Below are 6,362 nucleotides of genomic sequence, written 5' to 3' on the forward strand. Positions count from 1 at the left end.
GGTGTTGAAAAACCTTTTCGACCAATCCCCGTGCGGCCCATCTGGGCCGCCTTCCCCTTCCTGGCCAAAAAGGGGAAAAATATTATATCTGGGGGACACCCCCAGACCCCTGCCAGAGGGAGCGCCTCTCAGAAGGGGCAAAGCCCCTCTGAACTCCTCTTTTCAGCACCCTGCTATACAATGGCCATGCCGTTGAAGGTGGCAAATCCCCGCCCGTTCCTCAGCCAGAGCTCCACCGGGTGGTCACGGATGTAACCGTGCCCACCGAGTATCTGAACGGCACGGTCAGTGACGGTCAGCACCATTTCATCAGCATATGATTTCAGCAGGGAAGCCTCTTTGGTGGCATCTTCACCACGGTCCAGCTTCCAGGTAGCTTCCCAGGTCATAAGTCTGGTAGCATCAATCTCGATGGCCATCTCGGCCAGCATAAAGGCTATCGTCTGGCGTGAGGCAATCGGCTCACCGAAGGCGCTACGTTCTTTGGCATAGTCACGGGCATACTCAAAAGCACCGCGGGCCACTCCCACCGCCATCGCTGAGAGGGCCACCCGTGAGTAGTTTAGAATCCGACCGAAATCACATCCGTCCTCACCACCGAGCCGGTTGCCCTTCGGTACCCGACAGTCCTTCAGGGAAAGCTCGTAGGTTGCCAGGGCTTTTATTCCCATGTTCTTCTCTCGCTCCATTATCTCCAGGCCGGTAGCTGCCTTCTCCACCAGAAAACCCTGGGTGCAGTCGTTCTCGCTGGCATAAACCAGCAGGAGGTCGGCGTCGGCCGCCAGCGGGACATAGCATTTCTCCCCATTGAGAACGTAATCACCACCATTCAGCCTGGCCGTAGTCGATAGAGCGGCAGGGTCGAAATCAAAGCGAGGTTCTATCAGGGCCGCCGTAGCTGCCTTGAACCTGTCACCACAGAAACCGGGCAGATACTTGCTTTTTTGCTCATCGGTGCCCATCTCGACCAGCGGTATCGCTACCAATGATGGGCAGAGGATGTGCATCGCTATCGAGAGGTCGCCCCAGGCCAGTTCCTCGGCAATCAACGCTCCGGTGAGAGAAGACCGCGCCTCGCCAAGTCCCTGGAACTCTTCGGGGATGCTTGTGGAGATGAACCCGAACTCCCAGGCGGTGTCGATTACATCGGCCGGGATTATGCCGCTCTCATCGCACTCACGGTATACTCTTCGGAGGTGGTCGGTCGAGAACTCCTTCACCATATTGATAATCATCTGCTGCTCTTCACTTGGACTGAACGAGACCATCGCTACCTCCTTTTATCCTCCAGCAAGGCGTCTTTCGTCCGCCCGAAAGATAGCACACTGAGCACTATTTGGGTAACCCTATCCCCTGTATCCCCTTCCCCTTATTGAAGGGGAAGGATTTATATAAGAGGGGCTTCGCCCCTCTTTGATTCCCCTCTATTATCCTGTCTCGGAAATACCTTTAATATGTCCATTGAGCGCCAAAGAGCAAACCAAGAGAACTATCATAAGGATTCAGATTATCTGTCCCTTTGATACTTAATCAACTTATTTATAAGACGCCACACTAGCAGGGTGATGAAAAAGCCTTTCGACCAATCCTCGTGCGGCCCATCCGGCCCGCCTTCCCCTTCCTGTCCAGGAAGAGCCTTCCTACCGAGGAAGGGGGAAAAGATGATATCTGGGGGACCCCCCCAGACCCCTGCCATAAGGGGGCGCCCCTCAAGAAGGGGCGGAATCCCTCTTTACTCCCCTTATTTAGCAAATTGCCAGGGTACAGTGACCACATGGTGTCTTCCGTCCGCCCGAAAGATAGCACACTGAGCACTTTATAGCAAGATTATGTCTCTATCTCCATGCCCACGCTGAACGCCCTGGCGATAACCTCACCGAAGGCCTGGTACCGGGAGGGAGGACCGGGGATGAAGATGAATGGCCGGACTTTGTCAACGTCCGGTCGTCCGTCGGTCAGGCAGTCGTCCGATACATGGGTCTCTTCTATCTTGCCGACAATCAACCAGTGGCTACCCAGTTCCAGCATCTGTACCACCCGGCATTCCAGGTTGACCGGGCACTGTTCAATCATGGGTGCGCCCTCTACCTTGCCGTAGAAGATATCGAAGTTACAGGCATCCACCTTATCTACTTTCGCACCCGACCTTATACCGCAATAGTCCGCCTCTTTCACCAGTTCCACCGATGGGATATTCACCGAGAAGGCCATATTCTGCTTGATGCCACTCAGTGTATAACGGCTGGGCTGTAATGCCACGGAGACCATCGGGGGCTGGCTGCAAGCCACCCCGCACCAGGCAATTGCCAGGAAATTCGGTTTGCCATCAACATCCGCCCCCACGAGGGTCGTGGGCATCGGGTATATCAGGGTTGTTGCGCCTATCTTCGTCTTGCTCATATCATTCCTCCTGCTAATCGATATGTCCTCACAGGACCCACTATCTAATCCGACGGTTGGCGGTCTCTTTCACTTCAGGATTTGCCAGCGAACCTGGGCCAATCACCCTTCAGAGCATCTACCACTGCCCCCACGGTGCCCATAACCAGCGCCAGGAGCGAGTCCTCGGAGTAGAAGGCAGAATGGGCGGTAATTATCACATTCTCCAACTGGAGCAGGGGGTCATCCGGGTCCGGTGGTTCGGGGTCGGTAACATCGATACCTGCCCCGGCGATTACTCCCTCAGACAGAGCGTTGAAAAGGGTTTTTTCATCAACACTATCTCCGCGTGCGGTATTGATAAGGTAGGCAGTCGACTTCATCTTACTGAATTCCCCGGTGCCAAACATCTGTTTTGTTTCGCCAGTAACCGGACAGTGAATCGAGATATAATCAGACTCCCGCAACAATTGCTCAAAGTCAACCTTTGTAGCCCCCATTGCCTGAATCGCGTCCTCAGTCAGATAGGGGTCATAGCAGGGTGCTGAAAAACCCTTTCGACCAACCCCCGTGCGGCCCAGATGGGCCGCCTTCCCCTTCCTAGCCAGGAAGGGGGAAATAATTGTATCTGGGGGACACCGGCAGAATCTGGTTTCGGATTCTGCTAACGTCATTCTGTAAGAATGACGCCCAGACACCCCTGACATAAGGGGGCGCCCCTCTGTACTCCCCTTTTTCATCACCCTGATAGACAATCACCTTCACCCCGAAGGCTTTGACCTTACGCACAAAGGCGCCACCGATTCTACCCGCTCCTATAACGCCGACTGTCTGCCGGTTGAGACGAACAGTCGGCACCCTGATTTCGAATATCTCACGACGCCGCAGTTGCCAGGCACCCTGCCTTACCAGCCGGTCTACGGGTACAATCTTACGGTAAAACGCCAGCAGAAAAGCCAGGGCATGGTCGGAGACCTTGTCGATACTGGCATCCGTTACAATGGCTACGGCAATGCCGTTCTCGGTAGCAGTGTTTACATCGATGTTGTAGCCGACACCTGTCCGGCTGATTACGCGGCACTTTTTCATGGCTTCAATCGCTTTTCGGGTATAGGGCTCAGTAGCACCCACCATTACTGCGTCCGCATCCGCTGCCGACTTGATAATATCCTCTTCAGTCCATACCGGTGCCAGGACCACCTCAGCATCTACCCGGGCAAGCTCTGCCTTGATGGCATCTGCTCCACCTATCCCGGATACCACTTTGAAAGACATGTCCCACTTTCTCCCTTCTTGTAGTCGATGCATTACCATTATTACCTGAGTGTTGTAATAGACACTTTATGTGCCCCACTGGCTATTGTCAAGCAATTCCGGTAATACTTTCATGAGCTTCTTTGCGCTCCACCCTGCTGGCAGAGGTTATCTCTATTATTTGACAGTTCAACTTTGAAGTAGTAGCATTCCTGATAGCTATGTGTCCACCAGAAACTGTATCGCCACACCGAACCGGGCCACCAATCGTAGCCGATGCCTCAAAGTGCACCGGGTGCCTGATATGCGAACTGCGCTGCTCCCTGCGCTTCGAGAAGGCATTCAATCCTGCCAGGGCAGCCATTGTCATTCGCAGACAGACAGACTCCCCTGACGAGTACACGATATCCTTCACCGATAAGTGTGACAACTGCGGGATATGTGTACGCTACTGTGCCTACGGTGCACTTAACCAGGAGAATAAGTCGGGAGTGACGTAGCATGGGTATCCCGGGGTATTCCGGCAACATACTTTATGTCGACCTGACCAGCGGCAGTACCAGGTTGGAGCAGTATGATGCCGAGCTGGTGCACACGCTGATTGGCGGCTACGGCATCAGCAGCAAGCTGGCCTATGACCTGATACCGCCCGGGGTGGACCCCCTTTCTCCGGAAAACCTTATCATCATCTCAGCCGGTCCATTTGCCGGTACAATGATTCCGGGCGGAGCCAAGGTCCTGGTCACCACCAGGTTCCCAATCAATGGGGCACTTGCCACCGCCGCCGGGGGTGGTGCTTTTGCCCCGTTCCTGAAATCAGTCGGACTTGACCATGTCGTCATCAGTGGTCGGGCCAGCCAACCGGTCTCACTAAGGATTGCCGAAGGACAGGTCTCGCTCGATGATGCCGGGGAACTCTGGGGCAGTGACACCTACGAGACCACCGACATACTACGCCGCAGCTACGAGCCGTGCAGTGTTATCGCAATCGGGCAGGCCGGTGAGAACCTTGTCAAGAACTCAATTACATTCGTAGATAAAGCAGCCACCATAGGTCGTGGCGGTCTTCCCGCCATCATGGGGTCAAAGAATCTTAAGGCAATGGTTGTTCAGCAGGGACAGGTACCAACGGAGATTGCCGACCGTCCGACCCTTCATCGACTGGTCAACCGTCTTCACGAGCGCATAATGCGCTGGCCGGGCCGGCAGCTTATCCAGGAAAATGGCCTCATGCCGGCACCACCGGACATGGCGGAGCTTCACCAGAAGACGAGGAATCCCCTCGCCTGTCCCAGTTGTCCGCTGGCGGACAAAGTCATGGTCAGGCTGGAAGAAGGCCCCTACGCCGGAGTCCATACCTATATGCCCCATCTCGGCGTTAATCGGTTCAGTGCCGCCACCAGTTCCGAGGCGTACCAGCAGTCAATAAAGTACAGCGACACTCTGAACCGATACGGCATCGGCAGTACCAATTTCTCCGGTCTCTTTGCACAAATTGTCGAACTTTACCGGGAGGGCATAATAACCAGGGAAGACACCGGTGGCATTGAGCTCAAGAACGATATCGATACCGCCCTGGAGCTTCTCCGGATGACAGCCTACCGTGAAGGTTTCGGGGAAGTCCTGGCCGATGGAGCGGAGGCAGTTGCCCGCAGTCTTGGTGAAAAGAGTGAGGAATATATTGCCCATATCAAGGGCCTGGGCATTGTGCGCGACCCCCGGATGGGAGGACTGGGTACCATGGAGTTCGAGGAGCTAACCATGCCCAGAGGTGCCCATGTCTCGGCGGCCGGCTCCCCGTCTTATGACTCCGGACGCCCCTTCACCGACTTCGTGCGACACGCTGAGCGCATGGGCGTCTCCACGGAGGCTCTAAAACGGCTGGAGGAATCCGGCGCCTTCAACCCGGGACGGTACAGCAAGTACAGTGAGGACTGGTACTCCCTCTTTAATTGCCTCAGCCTGTGCAATCGCGCCCAGGTGAACCGGTTCTACCACGTGAAGACAATCGCAGCCCTTTACTCGGCACTGACCGGCATCGATGTATCTCCGGAACAGCTTATGGAGAGCGCCGAGCGGGCCTGGACTGTCGGAAAACTCCTCAATATCAGGGAGGGCTTCGACCGACGGCAAGACCGGGCACCGGAGGCGTGGTTCCGTCCTCTGGTCCGCGAAGGACAGGAGCACCGTATGCGTGACTACGATGACACGGTTGACCTGACCCGCGAAGATGTTGAGGGCTTCCTGGATGACTACTATGATGAACGGGGCTATGATAAACAGACCGGCCTGCCTACCCGTGAGAAGCTCGTAGAACTCGGTCTGGAGAGCATGGCCGGTGACCTGACACTGCCGGTTAAGGAGTGAGCGCAACATTCAGATTGCTTCGGTGTCTCTTCGCTTTGCTCAGAGCCCCGGCTCGCAATGACATGAGAACAGCGTGTCACCCTGAGCTTACCTGTTGGCTAAACCAGCAGGCCGAAGCCGAAGGGTCTCGGTCTGGAGAGCATGGCCGGTGACCTGACACTGCCGGTTAAGGAGTGAGCGCAACATTCAGATTGCTTCGTTTCACTCGCAATGACATGTGAACAGGGTGAGACCCTTAGCTATGCTAAGGGTCTCACCCTGCCGAACATACCAGCCAACTGAGTGCTAGTGTAGTGTCTTACAAATGCCTTGACAACGCAGGCTGCCATTGCCAGACAAGCAAAGCCGTATCACCGTATGCG

6 protein-coding genes are annotated in these 6,362 nt (G+C 55.3%); 2 read left to right on the plus strand and 4 right to left on the minus strand.

What is annotated here, in order from left to right; translation table 11 throughout:
- Nucleotides 1-173 precede the first annotated feature (173 nt).
- From VMW13_08495 to VMW13_08510, 4 genes are all read right to left on the minus strand, one after another.
- Nucleotides 174-1,268: an acyl-CoA dehydrogenase family protein gene (locus tag VMW13_08495; GenBank protein HUV44853.1), complete on the minus strand. Its 1,095-nt coding sequence runs from the start codon at nt 1,266-1,268 to the stop codon at nt 174-176.
- A 559-nt stretch (nt 1,269-1,827) separates the two neighbouring features.
- Nucleotides 1,828-2,400, minus strand: a complete 573-nt coding sequence (locus VMW13_08500; protein ID HUV44854.1) for a flavin reductase family protein — start codon at nt 2,398-2,400, stop codon at nt 1,828-1,830.
- A gap of 74 nt (nt 2,401-2,474) precedes the next feature.
- Nucleotides 2,475-3,086 (minus strand): NAD(P)-dependent oxidoreductase, encoded by a 612-nt coding sequence (locus VMW13_08505; protein ID HUV44855.1) that lies wholly within the window; start codon nt 3,084-3,086, stop codon nt 2,475-2,477.
- Nucleotides 2,980-3,654: an NAD(P)-dependent oxidoreductase gene (locus VMW13_08510; GenBank protein ID HUV44856.1), complete on the minus strand. Its 675-nt coding sequence runs from the start codon at nt 3,652-3,654 to the stop codon at nt 2,980-2,982. The genes VMW13_08505 and VMW13_08510 overlap by 107 nt, the downstream gene beginning before the upstream one ends.
- Before the next feature lie 200 nt (nt 3,655-3,854).
- Between VMW13_08510 and VMW13_08515 the strand changes: the two genes are divergently transcribed.
- Nucleotides 3,855-4,133, plus strand: a complete 279-nt coding sequence (locus VMW13_08515; protein ID HUV44857.1) for a hypothetical protein — start codon at nt 3,855-3,857, stop codon at nt 4,131-4,133.
- A 1-nt stretch (nt 4,134) separates the two neighbouring features.
- Nucleotides 4,135-6,000 carry an aldehyde ferredoxin oxidoreductase C-terminal domain-containing protein gene (locus VMW13_08520; GenBank protein ID HUV44858.1) on the plus strand — a complete coding sequence of 622 codons (1,866 nt, stop codon included), beginning with the start codon at nt 4,135-4,137 and terminating at the stop codon, nt 5,998-6,000.
- Nucleotides 6,001-6,362: the final 362 nt, after the last annotated feature.

It is taken from the genome of Dehalococcoidales bacterium, from assembly GCA_035529395.1.
Lineage (GTDB): Bacteria > Chloroflexota > Dehalococcoidia > Dehalococcoidales > Fen-1064 > DUES01.